General features: G+C 47.0%; 1 protein-coding gene. It reads right to left on the bottom strand.

What is annotated here, in order from left to right:
- Positions 1 to 1,155, bottom strand: a 1,155-nt coding sequence (locus tag R7P67_RS25315; RefSeq protein ID WP_318086384.1) for an NCS2 family permease, incomplete at its 3' end; no start/stop codon positions are given.
- Positions 1,156 to 1,194 lie beyond the last annotated feature (39 nt).

Here is a 1,194-nt window from a genome sequence, read left to right on the forward strand (position 1 = left end):
GAATGTAAGCGGCATCACAAGACAAGTTACAACAACTGGAGATGCTTCAGTTAGGTCACGCCAATCAATGCTCACCAAGCCAGAAAGCATCAAAATTGCTACATAGAACAATGCACCTGACGTTGCATACGCAGGGATCATACCCGCTAGTGGCGAGAACAATAGCGCAAGCAGGAAGAGTACACCAACAACCACTGCGGTTAGACCAGTACGACCACCAGCAGCCACGCCCGAAACACTTTCAATGTATGAAGTCGTGTTTGACGTACCTAGCAACGCACCAACAGAAGTCGCTGTTGAGTCAGCAAGTAGTGCTTTGTTTAGACGAGGAATGTTGCCATTCTCATCCGTTAGACCGGCTTTTTGAGAAACACCAACGAGCGTGCCAGCCGTATCAAATAAGTCGACGAACAAGAAAGCGAACACAACAGAGATCATGCCGACTTCAAATAGACCCGAGAAATCCAATTGTAAGAATGTTGGTGCGATACTTGGTGGTGTTGACATGACACCGTTCCATTGCACATCACCAAATAGAAGACCAAGCGCCGTCACACCCAAAATCGCGATCATCACCGCACCTTTCACACCACGGTGAACAAGCGCGATAGTAAGGAAGAAACCAATCGCCGCCAACACTGATGGCAATGACGTGATATCGCCCATTGAAACCAATGTCGCTGGGTTATCAACCACAATACCTGCGTTTTTAAGGGCGATAAACGCCAAGAAAAGGCCAATACCTGCAGAAATGCCGGTGCGAAGCGAATGCGGGATCGAGTTAATGATCCACTCACGAATCTTAAAAATGCTCAGCAGAATAAACAAAACACCAGAAACAAACACTGCAGCCAGCGCGACTTGCCATGTGTAACCCATGCCTAACACAACGGAATATGTGAAGAATGCGTTTAGACCCATGCCCGGAGCCTGAGCAATTGGGTAGTTTGCGACTAAGCCCATAATGAAACAGCCAATCGCGGCGGCAAGACACGTTGCAACAAAGATCGCACCACGATCCATACCGGTATCAGACAAAATAGCTGGGTTTACAAAAATAATGTAAGCCATGGTAAGGAAGGTCGTAATACCTGCAATGATCTCAGTGCGCACATTTGTGCCGTTTTCACTAAGTTTAAAGAGCCTTTCGAGCATGATCGAATCCTGTAAAGGTAAAAAGTAAACGGTTGCGTA

This window comes from Vibrio sp. Vb0937 (genome assembly GCF_033338855.1).